At 51.2% G+C, this 23,359-nt stretch carries 21 protein-coding genes and 1 tRNA gene; 6 read left to right on the top strand and 16 right to left on the bottom strand.

The genetic code is table 11. The features are described 5' to 3' along the window. Window positions 1-70: 70 nt before the first annotated feature. Window positions 71-1,102, bottom strand: a complete 1,032-nt coding sequence (gap, locus tag CGC65_RS10410) for a type I glyceraldehyde-3-phosphate dehydrogenase (protein ID WP_002569449.1) — start codon at window positions 1,100-1,102, stop codon at window positions 71-73. Between the two features lie 277 nt (window positions 1,103-1,379). Here gap and CGC65_RS10405 point away from each other — a divergent pair, with 277 nt between their 5' ends. After that, complete coding sequence (locus tag CGC65_RS10405) at window positions 1,380-2,189, top strand: histidinol-phosphatase HisJ family protein (protein ID WP_002569450.1); 810 nt, start codon at window positions 1,380-1,382, stop codon at window positions 2,187-2,189. 103 nt (window positions 2,190-2,292) lie between these two features. On the opposite strand, the gene CGC65_RS10400 is transcribed toward CGC65_RS10405, so the two are convergent. Continuing rightward, window positions 2,293-3,282, bottom strand: coding sequence for a peptidoglycan recognition protein family protein (locus CGC65_RS10400; protein ID WP_002569451.1), 990 nt, complete (start codon window positions 3,280-3,282; stop codon window positions 2,293-2,295). Between the two features lie 190 nt (window positions 3,283-3,472). On the opposite strand from CGC65_RS10400, the gene CGC65_RS10395 reads away from it, so the two are divergent. The 4 genes from CGC65_RS10395 to CGC65_RS10380 all read left to right on the top strand — a co-directional run bounded on the left by CGC65_RS10395 (window position 3,473) and on the right by CGC65_RS10380 (window position 5,315). After that, entirely contained in the window at window positions 3,473-4,024 is a 552-nt protein-coding gene (locus CGC65_RS10395; protein ID WP_002569452.1) for a sigma-70 family RNA polymerase sigma factor, read from the top strand. Continuing rightward, window positions 3,993-4,865 (top strand): anti-sigma-V factor RsiV, encoded by an 873-nt coding sequence (gene rsiV, locus CGC65_RS10390; RefSeq protein ID WP_002569453.1) that lies wholly within the window; start codon window positions 3,993-3,995, stop codon window positions 4,863-4,865. Before CGC65_RS10395 ends, rsiV begins: the two co-directional genes overlap by 32 nt. 81 nt (window positions 4,866-4,946) lie before the next feature. After that, window positions 4,947-5,129: a hypothetical protein gene (locus CGC65_RS10385; protein ID WP_002569454.1), complete on the top strand. Its 183-nt coding sequence runs from the start codon at window positions 4,947-4,949 to the stop codon at window positions 5,127-5,129. 6 nt (window positions 5,130-5,135) lie between these two features. Continuing rightward, window positions 5,136-5,315, top strand: a complete 180-nt coding sequence (locus CGC65_RS10380) for a hypothetical protein (RefSeq protein ID WP_002569455.1) — start codon at window positions 5,136-5,138, stop codon at window positions 5,313-5,315. Window positions 5,316-5,504: 189 nt separating this feature from the next. On the opposite strand, the gene CGC65_RS10370 is transcribed toward CGC65_RS10380, so the two are convergent. From CGC65_RS10370 to CGC65_RS10305, 14 genes are all read right to left on the bottom strand, one after another. Further along, window positions 5,505-5,593, bottom strand: a tRNA-Ser gene (locus CGC65_RS10370). A gap of 120 nt (window positions 5,594-5,713) precedes the next feature. Next, entirely contained in the window at window positions 5,714-6,517 is an 804-nt protein-coding gene (locus tag CGC65_RS10365) for a DUF6612 family protein (protein ID WP_002569456.1), read from the bottom strand. A gap of 112 nt (window positions 6,518-6,629) precedes the next feature. Beyond that, complete coding sequence (locus CGC65_RS10360; RefSeq protein WP_002569457.1) at window positions 6,630-7,991, bottom strand: N-acetylmuramoyl-L-alanine amidase; 1,362 nt, start codon at window positions 7,989-7,991, stop codon at window positions 6,630-6,632. Further along, the gene (mnmA, locus tag CGC65_RS10355; protein ID WP_002569458.1) at window positions 7,988-9,067 is read right to left on the bottom strand and encodes a tRNA 2-thiouridine(34) synthase MnmA; all 1,080 of its coding nucleotides are present in this window, start codon (window positions 9,065-9,067) and stop codon (window positions 7,988-7,990) included. Before mnmA ends, CGC65_RS10360 begins: the two co-directional genes overlap by 4 nt. Continuing rightward, on the bottom strand, window positions 9,064-9,501 hold the full coding sequence (gene nifU, locus CGC65_RS10350; protein ID WP_002569459.1) for a Fe-S cluster assembly scaffold protein NifU: 438 nt from the start codon (window positions 9,499-9,501) through the stop codon (window positions 9,064-9,066). Before nifU ends, mnmA begins: the two co-directional genes overlap by 4 nt. A 57-nt stretch (window positions 9,502-9,558) precedes the next feature. Continuing rightward, window positions 9,559-10,752, bottom strand: coding sequence for a cysteine desulfurase NifS (gene nifS, locus CGC65_RS10345; RefSeq protein ID WP_002569460.1), 1,194 nt, complete (start codon window positions 10,750-10,752; stop codon window positions 9,559-9,561). 268 nt (window positions 10,753-11,020) lie between these two features. Continuing rightward, on the bottom strand, window positions 11,021-12,199 hold the full coding sequence (locus tag CGC65_RS10340; RefSeq protein WP_002569461.1) for a glycoside hydrolase family 88 protein: 1,179 nt from the start codon (window positions 12,197-12,199) through the stop codon (window positions 11,021-11,023). 80 nt (window positions 12,200-12,279) lie between these two features. Beyond that, window positions 12,280-14,367 carry an alginate lyase family protein gene (locus CGC65_RS10335; protein ID WP_002569462.1) on the bottom strand — a complete coding sequence of 696 codons (2,088 nt, stop codon included), beginning with the start codon at window positions 14,365-14,367 and terminating at the stop codon, window positions 12,280-12,282. Between the two features lie 113 nt (window positions 14,368-14,480). Beyond that, window positions 14,481-15,308, bottom strand: a complete 828-nt coding sequence (locus tag CGC65_RS10330) for a carbohydrate ABC transporter permease (protein ID WP_002569463.1) — start codon at window positions 15,306-15,308, stop codon at window positions 14,481-14,483. A 12-nt stretch (window positions 15,309-15,320) separates the two neighbouring features. Continuing rightward, a complete protein-coding gene (locus CGC65_RS10325) occupies window positions 15,321-16,214 on the bottom strand; it encodes a carbohydrate ABC transporter permease (protein WP_002569464.1) in 894 nt (297 codons plus the stop codon). Window positions 16,215-16,338: 124 nt separating this feature from the next. Continuing rightward, window positions 16,339-17,703, bottom strand: coding sequence for an ABC transporter substrate-binding protein (locus tag CGC65_RS10320; protein WP_002569465.1), 1,365 nt, complete (start codon window positions 17,701-17,703; stop codon window positions 16,339-16,341). Between the two features lie 141 nt (window positions 17,704-17,844). Beyond that, a complete protein-coding gene (locus CGC65_RS10315) occupies window positions 17,845-19,491 on the bottom strand; it encodes a response regulator transcription factor (protein ID WP_002569466.1) in 1,647 nt (548 codons plus the stop codon). 22 nt (window positions 19,492-19,513) lie between these two features. Beyond that, window positions 19,514-21,307: a sensor histidine kinase gene (locus CGC65_RS10310; protein ID WP_002569467.1), complete on the bottom strand. Its 1,794-nt coding sequence runs from the start codon at window positions 21,305-21,307 to the stop codon at window positions 19,514-19,516. Between the two features lie 273 nt (window positions 21,308-21,580). After that, window positions 21,581-21,988 (bottom strand): beta-galactosidase small subunit-related protein, encoded by a 408-nt coding sequence (locus tag CGC65_RS10305; protein WP_048928909.1) that lies wholly within the window; start codon window positions 21,986-21,988, stop codon window positions 21,581-21,583. A gap of 148 nt (window positions 21,989-22,136) precedes the next feature. On the opposite strand from CGC65_RS10305, the gene CGC65_RS10300 reads away from it, so the two are divergent. After that, the gene (locus CGC65_RS10300) at window positions 22,137-23,342 is read left to right on the top strand and encodes an iron-containing alcohol dehydrogenase (protein ID WP_002569469.1); all 1,206 of its coding nucleotides are present in this window, start codon (window positions 22,137-22,139) and stop codon (window positions 23,340-23,342) included. The last annotated feature ends 17 nt before the right edge of the window (window positions 23,343-23,359 follow it).

Below are 23,359 nucleotides of genomic sequence, written 5' to 3'. Positions count from 1 at the left end.
ACAAAGGGCCCGGCCCAAACGACCGGACCCTTCATGAGTCTACTTAGAAATTACTGTCCTGTTGTCACAATTAGCCTAACTCAGCAAAGTACTTGATTGTCCTTACCATCTGGCTTGTGTAGGAGTTCTCATTGTCATACCATGAAACAACCTGTACTTCATACAGATCATCTGCAATCTGAGCTACCATGGTCTGTGTTGCATCGAACAGAGAACCATATCTCATGCCGATAACGTCGGAAGATACGATGGCATCCTCATTGTATCCAAAGGACTCGCTGGCAGCTGCCTTCATAGCTGCGTTGATGTCTTCCTTTGTAACACCAGCCTTCTTAACAACAGCTGTTAAGATTGTGGTGGAACCGGTTGGTACAGGTACACGCTGTGCGGAACCGATTAACTTGCCGTTCAGCTCTGGGATAACCAGGCCGATAGCCTTAGCTGCACCAGTGGAGTTAGGAACGATGTTAGCTGCGCCGGCTCTTGCTCTTCTTAAATCGCCTTTTCTGTGTGGTCCGTCCAGAATCATCTGATCGCCTGTGTAAGCGTGGATGGTGGACATGATACCGCTCTGGATAGGAGCATAATCATTCAGAGCCTTAGCCATAGGAGCTAAGCAGTTTGTTGTACAGGAAGCTGCGGAGATAATCTTATCATCAGCTGTCAGTACATTCTCATTAACGCTGTATACAATAGTAGGAAGGTCATTGCCTGCAGGAGCGGAGATAACAACTTTCTTAGCGCCTGCCTCGATGTGTGCCTGAGCTTTGTCCTTAGAGCAGTAGAATCCTGTACACTCCAGAACTACGTCTACGCCGATTTCGCCCCATGGAAGATCAGCAGCCTTTGGCTCCTTGTAGATGGTGATTTTCTTGCCGTCTACAGTGATGGAATCCTCTCCAGCCTCAACAGTGTGCAGACCCTGGCCATAAACGCCGGCATATCCACCCTGTGCTGTATCATACTTTAACAGATGAGCTAACATCTTAGGATCGGTTAAGTCATTGATAGCTACTACATCGTAACCTTCTGCTCCGAACATCTGACGGAAAGCCAGACGTCCAATACGTCCAAATCCATTAATCGCTACTTTTACTGCCATGATTCAATTCCTCCTAGTTTGTTAAAAAATATATTATTGTTAAATATTAATCAACTTCTCTCTATTGTAATCAATTTCTAAAGAAATGGCAAGTCCTTTTTTTATTTTTACGGATCTTTGACCTTTTTATACGAAGAAAAGACTGGAATCTTGCCATTCGGGTATTTTCTGCTATAATGTTGTTATGAAATGCGTATGAAAATGCCGGTATTAATAAAAATACTGCTGTTTTTTATTAAGAAGCTATTATTTATATAGAAGCAAAGGAGAAGCTCCGATGATATACGACTGCCATCTGCACACTGAATTTTCCGGTGACTCCAACACCCCCATCAGCCTGCAGATTGAGAAAGCCATAGAACTGGGCATGAAGGAGATGTGCATTACCGACCACCACGACTACGATTCCGGATTCTGCGACTGTGATTTTATCCTGGATATCCCCACCTATCTCACGTCCCTGCGCATGCTCCAGGCAGAGTACAGGGACCGCATCCGCATCAACATCGGAATCGAGCTGGGACTTCAGGATCATCTTAAGGAATATTTGGATCACTTTGTAAAGCGCTATGGGGATTCCTTTGATTTCATCATCGGATCCAGCCATTTTGTAAAGAGCATGGACCCATATGACCCGGAATACTGGAACAAGCGGGGCGAGGTGCCCGGCTTTGAGGATTTCTTTGAAGCCTCCCTGGTGCGTGTCAGAGACCTGTGCCGCACCTTTGATTCCTTTGGCCATCTGGATTATGCGGTGCGCTACGCTCCCCACCAGAATGACTTTTACGACTACCGGCATCTGAGCCAGTGGATTGACCCTCTCTTAAAGATTCTTATTGAAAACGGCAAATCCCTGGAGTGCAACACAGGCGGTTTCAAGTACGGCCTGGGCCAGCCCAATCCCTGCCGGAAGATTCTCATGCGCTACCGGGAGCTGGGAGGCGAGATGATAACCATTGGTTCCGACGCCCATACCCCGGAATATGTGGGTTATGCCTTTGACACCTGCCGCGAACTGCTGTCTGACTGCGGTTATAGATATTTTACCGTGTACCATGGCAGAAAGCCGGAATTCATTCCTCTTTAGCCGGAAGTTTCCGTCTGCGTCTGAAAACGCCGTACAATCTTTTACCTCAAGACTGTACGGCATTTATTATATTTATGTATTTAGTTTAATATGTCTATGCACCTCATCCCGCACTTTCCGTCTTCATGGCCGTCTTTACATCCTTAAGAAACTGCTCCCATGCGTCCTCATGCTCCACATAATACTTGGGGCAGAGTTTTTCATTCACATCATAATGGCGTATAACGTCCCCGGGCGTCAGTTTCAGCTGCCTGCAGAGGAAGGCTGTCAAATCCACCAGGGATTCATAGGTGGCATCATTGAACTTTCCGCTGTCGTCCGGATGGCACACCTCTATGGCGACTGTGGTGTTGTTTAAAGGGGCATTGGCATAGGCAATCTCATTTACAGGGATGCACTGGATAACTTCACCTTCCAGCCCCACCACAAAATGGCTGCTGGCAGACGAACCGCTTTTTTGCGGGTCCTGGTCAGCCAGGCTGTCAAAATAGTCCCTGTTATTCTTGGCCGTGGAGCCGGGATTGGCCACATAGTGTATGACAATCTTATCCACCTTCTGACGCCCCACGTCCGGTCTGGAAAATATATTCTTCCTTATAAAATCCTGCTCTACATAATCCGGCACCTCCACCGCCTTCAAATCCACGGTATAAGGCCGCTCCCATCCCCAGAGGTAATAGCCTCCGCCCAGACCGGCGCCGGCGCCCAATATGAGCACCAGCAAAAGTGCAAGGAAGGACACGCCTTTGCCCGAACGGTTCCGGTGTTCTCCTGAGCCTGAATTTCCTGCTTTTTTACTTCTTTGGGACCGGTCAGCCTTCTTTCCGGTGTTCTGGACCTCCTGCGCCGTTCTGTCAGCAGACTTTCTGGCTGCAGATGTTCTGGCTGCAGACGTTCTGGCCTCCGGCGCCCCATCTCCTATACCGGGCTTTCTCCTGGAAATCCGCTCTCGTCTGGGCCTGCCCCCTATGTAGGAATCCCCCACAGGAGGATTCTGCCGGCCTGACGCAGGCCTGTTGGGCTCCAGCGGTACCTGCCGGATATCTTCGTATTCTCTCATCCTGTCTATATCGTTGGTCCGTTCCTCTTTCATCCTTTCGTACACCTTTCATTGATTCATGTTCCGCTGATTCTGTCACATGAACAATATAACATTTTTCAGCTTAAAACACAATGGATGTTGCATTTTATAAACCAATCTGTAAAATCTTAAAATAGATGCAACTTTATCCCCGCCTCAGACGTCTAACAGTCAGAAGGATACGAAAGGAGGATGCAGATACATGGGCTTATACAACAATACGGCGGAAACAGAACGTCTCCTTACAGAAAATTATGAACGCTACTACCGCCTGGCATTTAAGCTGATGCGAAACCAGGATGATGCCCTGGATGTAGTCCAGGAAAGCGCCTATCGGGCAATTAAGGACTGCAAAGGGGTCAGAAATAAAGACTACCTGTCCACATGGATTTACCGGATCGTGGTCAACACAAGCCTGGATATGCTGCGCAGGAAAAAGAAAGAAACACCCACAGAAGAAATGCCGGAGACTCCCACAGAGGACCATTACCAGGACCTGGACTTAAAACAGATGATAAAACGGCTGGATGACAAAAGCAGGACCGTCATCATACTGCGGTATTTTGAGGATCTTAAATTAGAAGATATTGCTGATATAGTAGGTGAAAATCTCAATACAGTAAAGGCCAGGCTTTACCGTACCCTGAAAAAACTAAGGCTGGAACTGGAGCCAATGCCCTTGGGCGCAAACCAGAACCATTTTTCAGAAAGGAGCCATGCTCATGAAACAGGAAGAAAACAGACCGATGGATAAGCTGAAATCAGATTATGAAAGCATACCGGTTCCAACGGAAGCAAAGGAACGCATGCTTGCGGGCATTGCCCAGGCAAAAAAAGAACAGAAAGGTGTGATTATCATGAAATTCGCAAAAAAAACAGGCGGGGCCGCTGCCGCTGCCATGATTGCCATTACCGTGCTGGCCAACGCCACTCCGGCCCTTGCCAATGCCATGGAACAGATTCCGGTCATTGGATCCATTGCAAAGGTGGTAACCTTCCGCACCTATGAAGATAAAAAAGATAATTTTGAGGCAGATATCAAGGTTCCCCAGGTGACGATTGAAGGGACCGAGGGCGCCCAGGTACCGGCCAACAAATCCATAGAGGATTACGGCAATGAGCTTATCGCCATGTACGAGGAAGAATTGTCCAGGGACAACGGAGAGGGGCACTATGGCCTGGATTCACAGTATAAAGTGGTGACAGACAACAGCAAATACCTGTCCATCCGCATTGATACCACCCTTACCATGGCCAGCGGCACTCAGTTTGTCAAGGTATTTACCATAGATAAGGCTACCGGCAGCATCATCTCCTTAAAAGACCTGTTCCATGACCGTCCGGAAATGCTGGAGGCCGTCAGCGATAATATAAAAAGCCAGATGGCTCAACAGATGGCAAAGGATGACTCTGTGGTGTACTTCTACCAATCCGATATGCCGGATGAGGATTTCAAGGGACTAACAGGCGATGAAAGTTATTACTTCAATGAAAACGGCGAACTTGTGATTACCTTTAATGAATATGATGTGGCGCCGGGATACATGGGTGCCGTACAATTCACCATTCCCGGTTCCGTTACAGGTACATTTTAAATACCGAATCCTGCTAAATACCCAATCCTGCCATGCATATTTTCCATCCCCGCCTTCCATACTAATCCTGAGGTGATGAATATGATAGAGCGAGATGAACTTCCCATTGGATTTACCATGGAGCTGGCCATGAATCCCGAAGCCATGAGCCGTTTCTCCGGTCTTACGGAGCCGGAGCAGAAACAGGTGGTAAACAGGGCCAGAAACATAATGAGCCATGAGGAAATGCGCAACTACGTGGAAAATATGTTTACGGAAGGATGATGGCACATGGACAGAATACAGACACCCGGAAAGCAGGATCCCGGCAGACAGGAACCCCTGGAACTTCCAGGAAGAAACAGCAGCACCTATGGGGATGGAGACATTCCTGAAATAGATTTACCCGGTGCTGATAACGCCACCCATGATTTTCCTCAGGAATTTCCTGAAAACCGCATGCAGTCCTGATGAATCAGGGCTGCATTTTTCCGCGCACTTTTACCCCCTTCCTTCCCGGGCCGGTGCAGATGCCTGCAATCGTCACAGCACAAAACAGCACAATGCCCGGAGGACCGCAGATACGGCCCGCTCCGGGCATTGTGCTGGTATGTGTTCTGTTTCAGGTACAGTCCTTACGGACTGTCCTCATTGCATAAACGGAGGAGGAGGGATTTGAACCCTCGCGCCGGTGCTACCGACCTACTGGTGTTCGAAGCCAGACCCTTCAGCCACTTGGGTACTCCTCCAAAAAAATGCCAACTACTGCATTATACACTAAAATCCGTGTTTTGTGTAGTAGTTGGCGTTAATTTTTTAGACATTTTCGCAAATTCTAAAACTGCCTTTCATACAGCCTCAAATTTCCTCTAACTGGCTGCTGCCTGCATCTCGGTATATTCCGCAGGATTTGGAACAGGCACATCCACGGGCTGGCCGGGATCCGCTATTCCCACATCGCCGTCCAGATTCACACTGAAGGTCTCACCCTGCATGGTCATATCCATATCCATCTTAAGGCGCATCTTAATGCAGTCGCCGGCCGGATTAACCACATATTCTCCGCGGATATTGTGAAGCTTCATATCAAGGCCGTCCAGCATGCCTGTAAGTCCGGTGGAACCCAGTACCATCTGCATGTACTCGTTCATCTTGGCATCATTGATGGTATAGCCGATGACCTTGTTCTCTCCCTCATCCCACAGGCTAAAGTCTCCAACCAAATCTTCCGGCACATCGAATGCCTTGGATGACGCCAGGGCCTGGTTCATCATGTCTCCCATGGCCACAGGGTACTTAACCTTCTGGCCCAGCATATCCATGTAGATATAACCGTCCAGATAATACATGGAATAGGTGATAGGCTCACTTTCCGGAACCGTCATACGGCAATAGGCCATGTAGCGCATCTGGCTGGGATCCTGTATATGATTCATCTTCATATTCATCTCCAGCCGCATATCAACGGGATCAATACCTTCATTCTCAAACAGGCTGCCTGACATCTTCATCTTGAAATCGTAAAAGGCGTTCATATCCGTCATGTTCTGGTTTCTGGCTTCCACTGCCTTGTACAGCTCCAATGCTTCCTGTGACTGGGCCGCATAGGCGGTCATGGGACATAAAAGGGCAACTCCCAGAACCACTGCCGCCAGACGTTTCATCAATTTCATGTAATCCCTCCTTGTCTTAAACAAACCTTTGGTGTTATGTCCATTGTAACGCATCAGGTATTATTTGTAAATGTGGAAGGATTTACGTTTTCCTTACATTTACAATTGTTCTTTATTGTCCAAAATACTGGTTCACCCCGGCCACCAGTCCGTCTGCCAGCGTGGCCAGCGTGGCCGAAGAGTGGTCGGATGCCTTATCTCCCAGCTCTATATCCACAGAAGGCACCGTGGAAAAGGAAGTCTGGGTCAGATCCATGGCCATGGAGCCGCCGGAAAATATCTTGACTCCCGCCCCCTTAAGGCCAGCCACCAGGCTTTCACCAAGGGCGTTGTGCTGCTGCCAGTGGGACTTTACAGGTTCCATGCTGCGGTATGATTCCACATTGGGAACACTCATGTAAAATGCCCCTTTGTTATTGGTGGTGGAATCCCAGTGAAGGGCAATATGGCAGTCGCTTGCATTGTTGGCAATGACGGTTCTGGCTATGTTGTCCAGCTGGACATCGTCGCTCTCCCGGATCATCAGCACATCATATCCTGCCGCCAGCAGCTTATCCTTAAGTATTTTTGCCATGGACAGCGTCACCTTACTCTCAGGAGTTCCGTCAGAAAAGGTCATGCCGCCTGACACGGCTGCCGCAGAGGTGGCCCCTGCGCCGGTAGTGCCTCCGGTTACCTTGGGAGTGCCGTCGGGATGACACTGCGTCTTGACAGAAGCTCCCCCCTTTGTTCCATGACCCGCGTTGACACAAACCGTAATGCCTTTGGGACTGGCTGCCTCGGAACGGTACAGGACTGCCGCACCCGAATTAATCTTGGAAAACTCCGCGTATTTCCACGAAGGATTCAGGGTTACCTCCCCGCTGTCCACACATGCCTGAGGCGGCAAAGCTGCGGTCTCCGGAACCTGGGTGGTTATATATCCCGATGATATGTAGCCCGCTGTCCCATTATAATCAATTCTGGTCCATTGCTCTCCCTTCCCGGTGCGCTTTAGCGCTGTCCCGGGACTGGCGTATGTAAGAATGTTGGAATCATCCCCGGTATCGCAGGCAGAGCGTATACGCACACTGCCGCCGTCTGATGATTTCACATAAACCGTGTCCGACACATCCTCAAATTGGGGCATGGGGGCTGTGGTCCGCTCTGTGTCCAGTTTGATGGTCTCAGCCTTATTGCCATTATCCGCACTGCCTTCTCCCTGTACAGCTGAGGCCCCGACGGCTGCCGGGCTCTCCCGGCTCCAGGACGCCTCCCCGCCTTCGGACTGGATTCTGGCCTTCATCTCGCTGCTGGACTCATAGTTTTGGCAACCGGTCAGTCCCATGCCGGCGGCCAGGATGCCTGCCAGACCAATGGCGGCCAGACCATTTGCCCGCCGTTTGCTGCGTGCCGTTCCGTTATGTTCTATTCTGTCTGTGGGCGCCCCGCTGCTTTTACATCCGGCGCTTCTTTCTCTTATCTTCCGCTTCATCTTATTATGGTACCTCCGCCTGCCACATAATCCCCGTCGTAGAATACCACGGCCTGCCCGGGAGTCACAGCCCGGACCGGCTCATGGAAACAGCATTCCACCATATCATCCCCGATTTCGCGGATGGTACAGGGGCTTCCTCTGTGGCTGTATCTGATTTTGGCCATGACGTCCATGGGCTTTCCGTGAAGTCCGTCAACTGCCATCCAGTTCAGTTTATCGCAGCGGAGCACATTTGTAAATACATCCTCATTGTTACCGATGACAACTTCATTCGTTTCAGGGCGTATTTCCACCACGAAAACAGGGCGTCCCATGGAAAGGTTCAGCCCCTTTCTCTGGCCCACCGTATAGTGTGTAATGCCCCGATGGCGCCCCAGAACACGGCCGTCCAGGTCCACGAAGTTTCCCGGCGGCAGCTCCCTTCCAGTGTACTCCTCAATAAACGACGCGTAGTCGTGGTCAGGGATAAAGCAAATCTCCTGGCTGTCCGGTTTATGCGCCACCGGCAGCCCCAGGCGCTTTGCCATATCCCGTATCTCCTCCTTGTGGTAGCTTCCCACAGGCATCAGGGTATGGGACAGCTGTTCCTGGGTCAGGTTATAGAGAGCGTATGTCTGGTCTTTTGCGGCTGTAACCGAGGTTTTCAGGGAATAACGCCCTCCCGGCAGCCTGTCTATCTGCGCATAATGGCCGGTGGCGATGTAATCAGCCCCAATGGCCATGCTCCGCCTGAGCAGCGACTCCCACTTCACATGGCGGTTGCAGGCAATACACGGGTTGGGCGTCCTTCCCTCCACGTACTCACCCACAAAATAATCCATCACGTTTTTACGGAACTCTTCCTTAAAATTCATGACATAATAAGGGATACCCAGGTCCATGGCAACCCTTCTGGCGTCATCCACCGCGCTTAAACCGCAGCAGCCGCCCTCTGCCTCCTGGACCTCAGTATCCTCATCCTGCCAAATCTGCATGGTCACGCCAATCACATCGTAACCCTGTTCCTTTAACAGCCAGGCTGCCACGGAGGAGTCAACTCCTCCTGACATGCCTACTACTACCTTCCTGCTCAATAGTTCTCCTCTTCTTCCTCTTCCTCAATATTATCCTTGGGCTTTTCTAAGCCCTCAATGGTAATACCGTTTTTCTGTGCATAATCCCAGAGGGCCGCATGGATTGCTTCCTCTGCCAACAGAGAACAGTGTACCTTAACAGGCGGCAGTCCGTCAAGTGCTTCCATGACTGCTTTATTGGTAACAGCCATGGCCTCCCGGACTGTCTTTCCCTTTACCAGCTCCGTGGCCATGCTGCTGGTTGCCACGGCAGCCCCGCAGCCAAAGGTTTTGAACTTCACGTCACGGATAACCTGATTCTCATCAATATCCAGGTAAATCCGCATGATATCGCCGCATTTGGGATTTCCCACTGTCCCCATTCCGCTGGGGTTCTCTATCTCACCCACATTTCTGGGGTGCTCAAAATGGTCCATTACTTTTTCTGTGTACATCTATATTCCTCCTGAATCGTTCCAAGTTTATCTTTCATACAGGATTCTCCCTGTATATTATTTTTTCTCACTGCCATTGTGCTTCATATAATCCTCATACAAAGGCGACATGCTGCGCAGGTATCCCACGATATCCTTAATCTGCTCCACCACATAATCCATCTCTTCCTCTGTGTTCTCCTCGCTTAAGGTAAGACGGAGGGAGCCGTGGGCAATCTCATGGGGCAGCCCGATGGCCAAAAGCACATGGGAGGGGTCCAGTGACCCAGAGGTACAGGCGGAACCGCTGGATCCGCAGATTCCCGCCATATCCAGTTTGATGAGAAGGGATTCACCTTCAATAAACTGGAAAGCAAAATTCACATTGTTGGGAAGGCGGCTGGTGCGTGATCCGTTGATTCTGGTAAAGGGCACCTCATCCATAACCCGCTTCATCAGATAATCCCGCAGCTGCGTTTCCCTGGCAGCCCGTTCCTCCATGGTGGCCATGGCCAGCTCCACTGCCTTGCCGTATCCCACTATGCCGGGCACATTCTCTGTTCCCGCACGGCGCTTGCGCTCCTGGGCGCCTCCGTGGATAAAGGAACGAATCTTTACGCCTGTGCGGATATAGAGGAATCCGATTCCCTTGGGCCCGTTCAGCTTGTGTCCGCTGGAGCTGAGCATGTCAATATTGTACTCATCCACATGGATGGGCACATGGGCAAATGCCTGTACCGCATCGGTGTGGAACAGAATCCCGTTTTCCCTGGCGATGGCCCCGATTTCCTTGATAGGCTCAATGGTGCCGATCTCATTATTGGCAAACATCACTGATATGAGGATGGTATCCGGCCTGATAGCCTTCTTAAGCTCATCCAGCTTGACCACTCCATTTTCATCCACATCCAGATATGTGACCTCGTATCCCCTTTTCTCCAGGTACTGGCAGGTGTGAAGGATGGCGTGGTGTTCAATCTTGGTGGTTATGATGTGTTTTCCTTTATTTCCATAGGCCTCCGCCGTGGCCACCAGGGCCCAGTTATCGGCCTCGCTGCCTCCGGCCGTGAAATATATCTCATTGGTCTTTGCCCCCAGTGACTGGGCAATGGTCTCCCTTGCATGGTTTACAGCCTTTTTACTCTCAGTGGAAAAATCGTAGACCGAGGAGGGATTACCGTAATATTCTGTAAAGTATGGAAGCATGGCCTCCACCACCTCCGGCCTGGTCTTTGTGGTGGCTGCGTTATCCAGATAAATCAATTGCTTCATAATAAAAATCCGCCTTTCTGTAGTCCTAAAGTTAAAAGCTTCATCTACGCTTTTTACTATACCATAGTATTCCTACAATTTCAATAGGAATACTTGTTTTATATGGTACTACTGTTATTATATGAAGCACGTGTGCACTTAAACAATCATAGGCCGGATTATTCAGGCCCAAAGGAACCGCAAAAGGGCAGTCGAATCATATAAAAATTCGTTCTGCCCTCTCATCATTTAACAGGATATTCTATTATATATTCTATTACGTATTCTGTTAATACCAGTACGGCTCCCAATCCCCCGCAAGTCTTGTAAGCGCCTCCATATAGAAATAATCGCCCCAGGTATTGCACTCATCCACGCCCCGGTTGGCGCAGGGATTGCCTGCGCTGGCCCTGGCATAGGTACCGTGGAGAAGAAGGCCGTTGGACTCCTCATGACACCTCACTGCGCACCGGTCACTGAGCGCCTTCACCAGACGCCTGGCCATATCCCCATAATATGCCGCCTCCCCGCCTTCCATATACTTAACCATCTCCAGCATACCGCAGGCCGCAATTGCCGCGGAGGAGGAATCCCTAGGCTCTGAGCTGCCGTCGTCAAAATCAAAATCCCAATAAGGGATTAAATCTGACGGCAGATGCTTTAGAAAATAATCCGTCACCTTCCGGAACACATCCGCATACTCCGGTTTTCTCTCAATCCGGTAGCTCAGGGCGCTTCCGTATATCCCCCAGGCCTGGCCCCTGCTCCAGGCAGAGCCGTCCCGGTTGCCCTGGTGGGTGACGCCTTTTACAGGAGCTCCTGTCTCCGGGTCAAAGAAATAGGTGTGGTACGTACTGTGGTCCGGCCGAATCACACAGTCCATGGCTGTCCTTATATGGGCTTCTGCCTTTTTCCGGTACGTCTGGTCTCCCGTTGTCTCACTGGCCCAGAACAGTAACGGCATGTTGAGGAGGCAGTCGATAATCAGACGGTAATTGTCCTTTGCCCCCAGCTCTCCCCAAGCCTGGAAAAACTGTCCCTTTTCCTGGAATCTTCCTATCAGGTTATCCGCAGCCATGAGCGCGGCCTTCCTGGCTGTCTCATTGCCTGTAAGACGGTACGCGGCCACGCAGGAAGGGGTATAGAGAAATCCCATGTCATGGTTGTCCACGTCCACCCGCTCCTTTATGCGCTCCAGGAAGGATTCTGCCTGTATGGTTCCTGCCTCCTTAAATACCTCCTCCCCGGTCCGCTCATATGCCAGCCATATTTCCCCGGTCCAGAAGCCGGTGGTCCATTCCCGGTTGCTGCTTTGGGGATAGAATTGGTTCCGGCTGTTGGAATCCGGAAAACAGCGGGTAAAGGTCTTCAGGTTTTCCCGCACCAGGCTTACCGCCAGGTCCAGGCAGGCTTCGGCTTCACTCTTTTCCATGATTGTATAGGTTTGTAAACTGTCCTTTGTCTGCATTGTCTGCTCCTTTGTCTGCTCCTTTGTCTGCTCCTTTATATGATTCTGGTGCCGCCGGGCGGCATTGGTACTGGTCCTGTTTACCACTGGAGCACGGTCATCCGGCCTTCCCTGTCCGCTTCGTCGCAGACCATGACCCGCCCCAGGCCGTATCTACCTTCCGCGCCGATGTATTCGCCGTCCGCCCCAGTTTCCAGATGATTCAGGACTACCAGCCAGGAATGTTTTCCATCCTGTATCCGCACCGCTTCCGCCTCCTCGTCCTTTAAGCATCTGCCGGTAACAGGGGAGGTGACAGATACGCGGCTGACCGTATAGGGGTTGCCGCTGCCTGTTTCGTATCCGGCTGCCACTGTCAGCATGGAGCAGGGCAGAGCGGATTCCCGCCACAGACTGACGCAGGGTGCGTATTCCAGCTGGTTATAGTGAAAGGACACCGGAGTCTCTTCCAGCTCCATTTTGCCGCCGCCCCCACCAGACCACGGGGCCACCCTGTAAAACGCTGCCTCTGCCCTAATTCCATGGTACAGAAAGACATCCTCCCGCATTTCCACGCTTCCGGCGGGATTCAGATGGAATACCTGGCTCAGCACATGGGTTCCCGTTCCATAAAATTCATCGGCGATCATATGAATCCTGGTTCCTATGGATATAATTCTGCGGTTTACCAGAACCCCGGCAGGCAGATATCCCAGATGGGTTCCCTGTAAAAATGTATACGGCCCCTTTTGGCTCCAGTCCTGTCCCGCGGGCGCGGTCCTTCCTTTCACGTCCCAGGAACCGGTGCACTGGGTATATTCCTGCCAGTCCACCACAGGCACATTGTGGGCACAGGAGGACTTAAGCTGCCTGCGCAGGCTGCCGTCCACATAGGTATATCTTCCGGAATCAATAAGCACATCTTCCCCGGCTATGGACAAATCCACATGCAGTTTGTCAAAATGTCCATGGCCGCCTCCCAGGGAACCGCACTTAAAGTGGAGGTAATCCGCATTTCTGTCCCATCCGGACCGGAGGCACCAGTTTCCGCTTTGCTCCAGGGCATGAAAAAGGCATTCCGGCGTCTCGGATCTCATGCTCTCGTATTCCAGGGCAGCATCCGCCCCAAGATCCCAGACGCTCTCAAAATCCAGGCGGTCGTATCCGGCATACCTGAGCCGGTTATCCTTTAAAATCCAGGCCGCAGGGGTGAACACATCCCGCAGGTCCGTCCTGTCGCTGTCACCATTTAAGGGCTGGGTCCTGTCAGGCTTCATCCAGGCCAGGTCCGCCAAGGCCATTGCCCTGGCTTTTTCAGGAAGGGACCGGGGCAGGCTGATTCCCTGTTGCCCTGCCACGCGCAGCACCTCCAGCAGACAGCGCAGCACCTCGTTGTGGTACATGGGAGACTGCTCCCACTGGACTCCGTCATCCATAATCTGGATATCCAGTTCCCGCACCAGGCGCAGGACGGCCTCTGCCACATAGGCTTCCCCCCGGCGTGCAAGGCCCGCGGCTGCGTCCGTGGCAGCTGTATCATGGGCAGCTGTATCATGAGCAGCTGCGCCCGCGACATCTTCTCCCGAGGCATTTCCTCTACATTTCATAAGATATGCGCCAATGGCAAACAGTCCGTGGCTTTCCAGCACTCCCCAGTTGCTCTTATCACTGAACGGCACCCGGCAGTCCATCAGATATTCCCCGTGGACCCGGAGCCCTTCCAGAAACCGTTCCCTTACCGCCCGGGTCACCACAGGACAGTCCTCAAAATATTCCATGGCCTTTACCCAGTTTTCTCCCCGGATACCTGCCTCTATGGTCCTCCAGGTAGTGTTCTTTGTCTCCTGGTTTATGGGATTGTCCTCCAGCCAGGAATACAGCTGGTTCACAAAACACCTGGCATATTTCCCGTCCCCGGTCAGGGCATATGCCTGGCCCATACAGATCCAGTACCGGTGGCGGTTAAACTGGTATATGAATTCCGGGTCGCCTTCGGGCATATGCCGCCAGTCGATTTTTCCCTCAAATGTCACGGCCTTTACGGTCTGTTCCATGTCCCAGGGAAGGTCAAACAGGAATCTTTGTGCCACTGCGTCATCTGCAATCCGCAGAATATGGGCACATTCCTCCGGCCAGTACTGCCTGCAGTATCCGCTGCACCATTTCATGTCAATCTTCTTATTCTCCATCTTTGTCCTCCCCGGTTTTACATCTGCGCATCAGTTATATCTGCGCGTCAGTTGTATCTGCACATCAGTTGTCTCTGCGCGTCACTTACATTCCCCTGTCAGGCCGTCATCCATCAGCCCTTTACACCGCCGGCCGTAATGCCCTCCACAAACCACTTCTGGCATACCATGAACACAATCAGCACCGGAACCAGGGAGCACACAGACGCCGCCATAATCAACGCATAGTCGGCCCCGTACTGGGAAATGAACATGCGGATACCTAACTGGATGGTCTTTAACTTGGTGCTGTTTAAATAAATCAATGGTCCCATAAAATCATTCCAGATATTTACAAATGTAAAGATCACCAGGGTTGCGATGCCTGGCTTCACAAGGGGCAGGGCAATCTTTGCGAAAATCCCATACTCGGAAAGACCGTCTATCCTGGCCGCCTCCAAAAGCTCATTGGGCACCCCTATCATAAACTGACGGATTAGGAACACGCCAAAGCCGGAAAAAGCCTGCATCAGAATCAGCCCCAGATGGGAATCCGTAAGGCCCATCCTGGAAATAAGGGCAAACTGAGGCACCATATATGCCTGCCAGGGCACTGCAAAGGTGGTGACCGATACCAGGAACAGGAAATCCCTTCCCTTAAACTCCACCTTGGAAAAACCGTAAGCGGCAAAACAGCTGGTCAGCACCTGGAGCAGGGTGGTGCACACCGCTATCTTAAAGGTATTCTTAAAGAAAACCAGAAGGGGTATCTTATCCCAGATGGTCTGGTAGTTCACCCACTGGAATTCCTTTGGAAACAGCTTCATGGGAATGCTGAACACCTCATTGCTGGTTTTTACGGACGCCAGGAGCATCCACCCAAAGGGAATGACCACCAGCACTGCCAGCACGCTCAGCAGCATATAGATACCTATTTTACTTTTTAACGTTCTCGTTTCCATCCTCTGCCCCTCCTATACGTAATCCGTGAACTTCTTTTCGCCCTGGAACTGGACCAGGGTCACCACCAGCACAATGGCAAAGAGCACAAGGGCGCTGGCGCTGGCATAGCCGAACTTAAAGTCCACAAAGGCCGCGTTGTAGATATGGTTCACCAGTACATTGGTGGATCTTCCGGGCCCGCCGCCGGTCATGACATAGATCAGGTCGAATACCTTAAAGCACTGAATGGTCATCATGATGATAACGAAAAACGTGGTTGGCTTTAACATGGGAATGGTGATATAGCGGAATTTCTTGAAGCCCGTGGCGCCGTCGATGCTGGCAGCCTCGTACAAATCCTGGGAAATACCCTGGAGAGCCGCCAGATACACCACCATGTAATACCCCATATACTTCCACACGCTGACAATGATAATAACGGTCATGGCCCAGTCCGTGGATGCGCACCACTTGGGCGGATTGGCAATGCCGATGAATTTGAGGAATTCATTGACAGGGCCGAATTCCGGCTGGAACAGCATGTTCCACACTGCGCCCACCGCTACCAGGGAGGCCACATAGGGGAAGAAAAACGCAGTCCTGTACACCACAATGCCCTTTATCTTGGAATTTAACAGCACAGCGATGAGAAGGGCCGCCACCATGGTAAGAGGCACGGTAAACACCGCGTAATACAGGGTGTTTGTGACAGAAATCCGAAAGCCGCTGTCATGAAACAGCTTCACGAAATTTTTAAGCCCCACAAACTCCATAGGTGTGCTGGATCCGTCCCATTTCATCACACATAAGACAAATGTCAATATTACCGGAACAAAGATAAATATAAAATATCCGATAAAATTAGGAAGGATAAAAGAGTAACCGATGGCGTTCCTCTTCCATTTTTTTTTCTGTTTTCCTGTCATTTTAATCACCATTTTCCTTATTTTAAGGCGCAAAAAGAGCGCCCAACCCTCGCTGTTACGTTAATCAGACGCTCTTTGCTTGTTATCCTAATACTCTTACTGCATCACAATCCTGTTTCTGCCATTAGTCTTCTCTGGCTTCCTGTGCCCTCTGGTTCATATTGGCGATGCCTGTGTCCACATCCTCCTCGCCAATCATAATCAGGTCATGCTCTTCCTCCAGCACCTTTCTCACAGCTGCCATCTTGGCATCCAAAGGACGGTCCAGTACCCAGCTGGTGGTCTTAAGCGCGTCCTGTCCATCCTCAGGGAATCCGGGGATTGCTGCCAGCTTGTCGCTGATGGCCTGGGACTCTGCTGCCGGGAAGATTCCGTTGTCAGCCAGTACCTGGGCGCCCTCTTCGCCGGTTACGAACTTCACATACTCCCATGCCAGATCCGGCACATCGGACTTTGCATTGATGGCAACCGGTGTGGTGGAGCCAACCGTAGCGCCTGCCTTTGTATCAGCCGGGTGAGGAATGGCGGTCACGCCCCAGTTAAAGTCAAACTTGCCCGCGTCCTTATCCTGTGTCAGGGTTCCGATGAACCATGAACCCATGGGAATCATGGCGCACTGCTGCTGCTCAAATACGCTGATATAATGGATGCTGCCTGTCTTTAAGTTGGCATAGCTCTGTACCACGCCCTCGTCCTGCATCCTTAATGCCTGCTCATAATATGGCTTTAAGAAGCTGTAATCCTCGCTCATAAGGGTGTTCTTGCCATCCTGTACGGCCCAGTTGGACACCAGCGCCTGCCAGGTATGGTTGTGTGTTCCGTATACCTTTGCGCTGCCCTCGCCGCTTGTCATCTTCTTAGCCAGCTCCTCATACTCATCCCATGTCATGTCTGCGGAAGGATAAGGAACCCCTGCCTTGTCAAATAAATCCTTGTTAAAGTAGAGCATATACCAGTCCTTACGGAAAGGAAGGGTGTAGCTGCTGCCATCCATCTTTAACTGGTCGGCAACACCGTTGTACATGGTCAGGTCGATTCCGTCCTTTGCAATATACTCATCCAGGTTCAGAATCTGTCCCTTGTCCTTCATGGTAACCTGGTTCTCTGTATCCTTTATGAAAATCACGTCCGGGTCAGCATCGCCGCCTGCCAGCATGACAGTCACCTTGTTTGCGTACTCATCAGAAGGGGCGTCAATATACTCCACTTCCACATCCGGATATTTTTCCATGAATGCCTTTGTCACGGAAGTAAACTGAGGTGTAGCGTCGTTGTCCCACACAGATACGGTCAGTTTCTGCTTTTCCCCTGAGGCAGCCCCTTTCTCTGTCTCCTTGCTGTCAGCCTCGCCGCCTGCTGCTTCGCTGCCTGCCGCCGTGCTCTCAGGTGCCGCTGAACCCTTGTCTGAGGATGAACTGCCGCAGCCCGCTGCCATGGTTGCCGCCATGGCGGTCACCAGAGCCAATGCCACTGTTTTCTTTAATCTCATAATAAAACCCTCCTTAAAATTTGCATTTCAAATTCTGATATAACTATACCAGAACCGATTCCCAAACCGAATCGACCCAAATCATACTTTTTGTAAAATTTTCAGATGGGTTTTATTGTTTTATATAAAATTTTCATGTTTTTATAATTTTTTCTGCTTCAGGCACTGGGCCTCATATTCTTTCGGCGACATGCCCGTAACCTTCTTAAACACCTTGCTGAAATAAAAAGGCGTATCAAAGCCCAGCAAATCCGATACCTCGTACATCATATACTGATGGCTGGCTATCAGCTCCTTTGCCTTCTCAATCTTGATGGCGGACACATAGTTTGTAAAGGATTCACCGGACTGCTTCTTAAAGGCAGTGCTCAGATAACCCTGGCTTATATTCAGCGCCTCGGCTGCCTGTCCCAGGGTAATGCGCTCCTTATAATGCTCCATCACATACTCCCTGACCATCTCCGCAATCTTATCCACCCTGGTATCCCTGCGCCGCTCCAGAATCCGCGAAACCGCCTCCTTAAACCAGTTAATCCACTGTATGATCTGCCCCAGGGTCCCCAGCCGTCCCAGCTTTTCCATAATATTGACCTCATAGGGAAAATCCGGCTCCTCCCCGTCCTCAAAGAAGGAGGACAGGAAAAAATACAGATTGGCGCAGGCATTGACCGCCTGCTGCCTGGAAGGATTATGCTCCCTTAGCAGACATGCCACCTGGTTCAGTATCTCCTCCAGGCGTCCGCTGTCATTTAAAGCCACTGCCTGGGACAGATCCTTTTTCAGGAATCCGATGTGGAAGCTTCCCGTATGCCTGGCGCTGGTCTCGCATTCCTCGGAATAGAATACCACCGGGTCCAGGGAGTGATAAAAATAATGGTTGGTGGCGCTCATGGCCTCGTACAGAAGGGCTCCGAACTCTCCCAGGCTCTCCTTCCTGCTGCTGACAGCCACGGACACAGACACTTCAAAATAATCCTTAACCACGGATATGATTTTCTCCCCAAGGCTGCGTATCTGTTCCCTGTAGTCCTCTATTCCATCTGTGGACATCACTAACACCAGACTGTTCAGTTCCCGGCGCACCAGGCAGCTGTGGTCAAAATACCCCTTCACCATCTGTTCGATGATATTTTCCGCAAAGGAAATGACCTTTTTCTGATCCTCCCTTGTAAAATCAGAGGAGAATCCTTCATATCCGTAGTTAAAGCTGATAATGGCCAGCACCGGCCGCCTCAGACACGAATCGTACCCCTCCCCCTGATTTTGTGCGCTGGCTTCACCTGCATTACCGGAGCTGGCTCCTCCGCTAAATGTTCCTCCATCTGTCAGAAGCTTTTCGATGTATCCCCTGACAGCCTCTTCCCTGGAAACAGTCACAGCCGTACCCGCCGCCTCTGCCTTGCGCTTCATCTCCCGCCGTTCCATGGCAAGCTTTAAGCTGTCCGCCAGCTTTTCCTCTGTCAGCTCCATCTTTACCAGATACTCCACGGCACCCAGGGACAATGCCTGTCTGGCCAGGCTGAATTCCTCCAGATTGGTCAGCAGGATAAAAATCACATCATCCCATCCCCGTTCCTTCACAGCCTTCATAAACCCGATTCCGTCCATTCCAGGCATCTTGATATCCGTTATCACAATATCAGGCTTCTGTTCCTCCATAAGCTTTAGAGCCTGCTGGCCGTTTGCGGCCTTCCCGGAAATCTCACATCCATACTCTTTCCAATCAAGAAGGGATGCGATACCCGCCAGAATCAACGGCTCATCATCCACTATCATCACACGATACATCTGTCTCTTCCCCTTACCTGTTTTATCTGGATTCACCTTCGCATTCATATTCAAGCGGCATTTTTATGGTGATTTCTGTAAATTCCCCTTCCTGGCTCTCAATCGTAAGGCCGTATTCCTCTCCATAGTTAAGCTTGATACGCCGGTCCACATTGGGAAGGCCGATTCCGCTCATGGAGCTGCCCTTTACCTTTTCCGTATGGTTCAGAATCGAGGCCATCTTTTCCCGCGCAATTCCCACGCCGTTATCCCTCACCTTGATGATGAACACATCCCCTTCCCTGTAAGCATGGATTAAGATGGTGCCGTGCTTTCCTCCCGGTTCAATTCCATTGAAAATAGCATTCTCCACCAGGGGCTGAAGGGTAAGCTTGATGACCAGGGCCTCATAAAGCTCCGGCTCATCCACCCGGACCTCCAGGTCGAAGAGCTCCACATACTTCACCTTTTCGATGGTGACATAATCCCCCAGGAAATCCAGTTCCTTCTGCAGGGTCACCTTTTCATTGAATCCCTTGGCCATATTCTTAAGCAGGCCGGACAGGGCCGTAACCATCTTGACAATCCCGCTGTTCTTCTGTATGACGGCAATCCACCGTATGGAATCCAGGGTATTGTAGAGAAAATGGGGATTGATTTGGGCCTGAAGCATTTTCAGCTCCAAATCCCCCTTCTCCTTCTCATGTTCCAGCCGTTCCGCCATCAGGGTATCAATCCGCTCCGACATGTCATTTACAACCTTGCCCACGGTGCCGATTTCATCCTCCCCCTCTATGTCCGGGTCCCTGGTGAAATTTCCCGCAGCCACATGGCCGATGTGCCTGACCAGCCGGTCAATGGGCTTTTTAATCTGATTGGTAATCAGCACCGACAGAATAAATCCGAAAATCAGGCAGGCCGCAAACATGATGATGACGGTCTGGATAATCATGAGCCTGTCATTGCTGAGACTGTCCAGGGTAATGGTCTCATAGACCATGACGCCGCTGCGGTCATATTGTTCAAAGGCCACCAGGCTGTTCCTGCCGTGAATCTTCATCTCCAGCAGCCCCTTGTCCTGCCCCGACTGCTGCAGCTGCCTGATTACCCTGTCATTTTCCTCCCGATGGTCCTCCGGTTCATAGAGGGAGGCAATGAGTTTTCCCTCACTGGTCACCACCACGGCCTCCTGGCCTCCCGAGGTATCCTTAAGCACATCCTGAAACAGATCCGTGGACAGGCAGAGCACCACCCATCCTCCCGGAACCGACCTGCTTCCGGTCAGTGTCCTGGCAATGGGCAGGACCTGTCCTTCATGCTGGAAAAAGGGAGAGTCCACCAAATCCAGCTCATAGCTGTCCATGGTCTTATCCAGCTCCCGGTCCAGCCATCCCCCATCCAGAATCCCCTTCGCATCATCCGTGCTTCCAAAGGAAGAACCGGTCTGCACCATCCCTCCCCGGTCATCAAACACGGACAGCTTCACAATATAATCCCCATACTCCGAAATAGCGCAGTAATCCTTGATAAGCTCCGCGTAATCCAGCCCCTTCTTCCTGGCCCCGGGCGTAAGTCCCCGCCCGATTTCCCCCAGGTTAAAGGTCTTTCTCTCCGTGCAGTTGAGGACAATGTTAATCATTTCCTCGTAGGCCAGCTGATACCGGTAGGATATACTCTCCACATGATGCTGCAGCGAGTTCTTGGCCACCTCCAGCGTTTTCCTGCTGGCCGTAATATAGGTACAAACACTGACAAATATGGCTATAACCCAGATAATAAAAAAGTTATACCGGATCAGCCGGGACCGCAGCGTCTTCCCCCAAATCAGCTCTCTCATAATACCTCCCATAAAATCACCCAATGACTCTATTATAAACCATCCGGCTGCCGGGCACAATCCGCTGCGGCTATATTTCGCCTCAAAGCCGTCTGGACAGCTTCGGATTCCCCCATCCCGCCCCCGCCTGATAACCAGGCCAGATACAGTAAAACTCCTGCAGACAAAAAACAGCCTGCTGCGTCAAAGGCTCCGGACAGAGCCAATCTGACGCATCAGGCTGTTTGGTTTTAAGAACATTTGGTTTTCAGAAATCACTTATCTTGCCATGATTTATACATCCTGTCCCCTGCGAATCACAAATCCATACTCAATATCCTCATCTGCCGGCACATGGTAAGCCGGTTCCACATCCGATCCCCAGCTGTCAATACCGCCCACGCCACGCATGGCGCCCAGGATGGATACCACGGTCCGGCGCGGAGCGGGAAGCTCTTCCCGGTGAAGGGCGCTCTCCAGTTCCTGGGGCGTATATGGGATGGCTGAAAAATAAAATGGCTTTTCTTCCATGGAAATCTCCAGACAGCGGCTTCTTTGGCCTGCCGCGCCGGATTCACCTGCAAACGCCGTGCCTGCTCCGTCCGCCGGCCCATACAATTTAACCCAGTGTGTATCCGCATGGCAGCCATACTCCTGAGGCACCAGATAATCAAAAAGAGTGCTGGAAAAGGAAAAAAGCAATAAACAGGCCGTAAGGGCACTTTAAAGTACCCTGGTGAAAAAAATGTGCCTTCTTGTGCTTTTCAGGCAATCCTCTTATACTTGCAGTGTAAAGAAAACACAAACAGCATCTATTCACACAGCACTCATTAAAGAAGGGAAGAAGAAAATGCACAATTTTCAGTATTACACACCTACAAAAGTGGTTTTTGGAAAGGACACGGAAAAACAGACCGGATCTCTTGTAAAGGAGCAGGGAGGCAAAAAGGTCCTGATCCACTACGGAGGCGGAAGCGTGATACGTTCCGGTCTTCTTGACAGGGTTAAGGCTTCACTGGCGGCCGAACACATGGATTTTGTGGAATTGGGAGGCGCTGTGCCCAATCCCAGGCTGGGTCTGGTCTATGAAGGCATTGAATTATGTAAAAAAGAGGGCGTTGATTTCATCCTGGCCGTTGGAGGCGGAAGCGCCATCGACTCCGCAAAGGCAATCGGTTATGGAGCGGTGAATGAGGGCGATGTATGGGATTTTTATGACTATAAGCGCCAGCCGTCCCACTGCCTCCCCATCGGCGTTGTCCTGACCATTGCCGCCACCGGCAGCGAGATGAGCGATTCCTCTGTCATCACCAAGGAAGACGGATGGATCAAACGCGGCTACAGCAATGACCTCAGCCGCCCCAGATTTGCAGTCATGAACCCGGATCTCACAAAAACACTTCCTGATTACCAGACAGCCTGCGGGTGTACGGATATCCTCATGCACACCATGGAGCGGTACTTCACAAACGGCGGCAACATGGAAATAACGGACAGTATGGCGGAAGCACTGATGCGCACCGTCATTAAAAATGCAAAAATCCTTGCGGAGGATCCCCTGAACTACGATGCCCGCGCAGAAATTTTATGGGCCGGCAGCCTTTCCCACAATGGACTTACCGGCTGCGGAAATGCCGGGGGTGACTTTGCCTCCCATGCATTGGAGCATGAAATCGGCGGACTGTTTGATGTTGCCCATGGAGCCGGACTGGCTGCAATCTGGGGAAGCTGGGCAAGATATGTCTATAAAAACTGCCTGCCCCGGTTCCACCGCTTTGCCGTCAATGTAATGGGAATTGAGGACCTCGGCGCACCTGATGATACAGCCCTTAAGGGCATCTGCGCAATGGAGGACTTTTACCGCGCCATCCATATGCCCACCTCCTTGCAGGAGCTGGGAATCGCGCCCACGGACGGGGATTTAAAGACAATGGCCCGCAAATGCGCGGTGGCGTCCGGCGGGCAGAAAGGCTCTGCCATGGTTCTTCATGAAGATGATATGCTGGCAATATACAGAATGGCGGACCATGGACCTGAAAAGACTGCCGCACATTAGGACAGGAAGGAGTATCC

The organism is Enterocloster bolteae, from assembly GCF_002234575.2.
Taxonomy (GTDB): Bacteria; Bacillota; Clostridia; order Lachnospirales; family Lachnospiraceae; genus Enterocloster; species Enterocloster bolteae.
This window is presented reverse-complemented; position numbering and strand designations above follow the sequence as displayed.

Bases quoted from the DNA above. Each gene is read 5' to 3' on its own strand.
- gap (WP_002569449.1), bottom strand. From the start codon at position 1,102: ATGGCAGTAAAAGTAGCGATTAATGGATTTGGACGTATTGGACGTCTG.
- CGC65_RS10405 (WP_002569450.1), top strand. From the start codon at position 1,380: ATGATATACGACTGCCATCTGCACACTGAATTTTCCGGTGACTCCAAC.
- CGC65_RS10400 (WP_002569451.1), bottom strand. From the start codon at position 3,282: ATGAAAGAGGAACGGACCAACGATATAGACAGGATGAGAGAATACGAA.
- CGC65_RS10395 (WP_002569452.1), top strand. From the start codon at position 3,473: ATGGGCTTATACAACAATACGGCGGAAACAGAACGTCTCCTTACAGAA.
- rsiV (WP_002569453.1), top strand. From the start codon at position 3,993: ATGAAACAGGAAGAAAACAGACCGATGGATAAGCTGAAATCAGATTAT.
- CGC65_RS10385 (WP_002569454.1), top strand. From the start codon at position 4,947: ATGATAGAGCGAGATGAACTTCCCATTGGATTTACCATGGAGCTGGCC.
- CGC65_RS10380 (WP_002569455.1), top strand. From the start codon at position 5,136: ATGGACAGAATACAGACACCCGGAAAGCAGGATCCCGGCAGACAGGAA.
- CGC65_RS10365 (WP_002569456.1), bottom strand. From the start codon at position 6,517: ATGAAATTGATGAAACGTCTGGCGGCAGTGGTTCTGGGAGTTGCCCTT.
- CGC65_RS10360 (WP_002569457.1), bottom strand. From the start codon at position 7,991: ATGAAGCGGAAGATAAGAGAAAGAAGCGCCGGATGTAAAAGCAGCGGG.
- nifU (WP_002569459.1), bottom strand. From the start codon at position 9,501: ATGTACACAGAAAAAGTAATGGACCATTTTGAGCACCCCAGAAATGTG.
- nifS (WP_002569460.1), bottom strand. From the start codon at position 10,752: ATGAAGCAATTGATTTATCTGGATAACGCAGCCACCACAAAGACCAGG.
- CGC65_RS10340 (WP_002569461.1), bottom strand. From the start codon at position 12,199: ATGCAGACAAAGGACAGTTTACAAACCTATACAATCATGGAAAAGAGT.
- CGC65_RS10335 (WP_002569462.1), bottom strand. From the start codon at position 14,367: ATGGAGAATAAGAAGATTGACATGAAATGGTGCAGCGGATACTGCAGG.
- CGC65_RS10330 (WP_002569463.1), bottom strand. From the start codon at position 15,308: ATGGAAACGAGAACGTTAAAAAGTAAAATAGGTATCTATATGCTGCTG.
- CGC65_RS10325 (WP_002569464.1), bottom strand. From the start codon at position 16,214: ATGACAGGAAAACAGAAAAAAAAATGGAAGAGGAACGCCATCGGTTAC.
- CGC65_RS10320 (WP_002569465.1), bottom strand. From the start codon at position 17,703: ATGAGATTAAAGAAAACAGTGGCATTGGCTCTGGTGACCGCCATGGCG.
- CGC65_RS10315 (WP_002569466.1), bottom strand. From the start codon at position 19,491: ATGTATCGTGTGATGATAGTGGATGATGAGCCGTTGATTCTGGCGGGT.
- CGC65_RS10310 (WP_002569467.1), bottom strand. From the start codon at position 21,307: ATGAGAGAGCTGATTTGGGGGAAGACGCTGCGGTCCCGGCTGATCCGG.
- CGC65_RS10300 (WP_002569469.1), top strand. From the start codon at position 22,137: ATGCACAATTTTCAGTATTACACACCTACAAAAGTGGTTTTTGGAAAG.